Source organism: Arthrobacter sp. SO3, assembly GCF_020532825.1.
In the GTDB taxonomy this organism is placed as follows: Bacteria; Actinomycetota; Actinomycetes; order Actinomycetales; family Micrococcaceae; genus Arthrobacter.
Genome location: NZ_MQTS01000222.1, coordinates 1 through 291, shown reverse-complemented (window position 1 = coordinate 291; position 291 = coordinate 1). Strand labels below are relative to the sequence as shown.

The following is a 291-nucleotide window of genomic DNA, read 5'->3' as shown; positions in this document are numbered from 1 at the left end:
GCCAGGCACTGACCACGTCACTGCCGCTGACCCTGGCGGCCCTGCAGGCCGGGACGATTTCCTGGCAGCACGCCCGGATCATCGTGGATGAAACCACCAACCTGGACCGGGCCGGGGCGGCCGGGCTGGAAGCGCACTTCCTGGACCCCGACGCACCGAACCCGGCCCGGGGGTGCCCGGCCGGGGACCTCGTTCCGGGACGCTTCCGGGCCAAAGCCCGTCTCTGGCGGGAACGCCACCACCCGGTCAGCATCGAACACCGCCATACCAAGTGTGCTACGGACCGGCGGG

At 71.5% G+C, this 291-nt stretch carries 1 pseudogene; it reads left to right on the top strand.

Going from position 1 to position 291, the window contains the following annotated elements:
* Window positions 1-291 (top strand): annotated as a pseudogene (locus BJQ90_RS19365) (endonuclease); the annotation flags it as partial.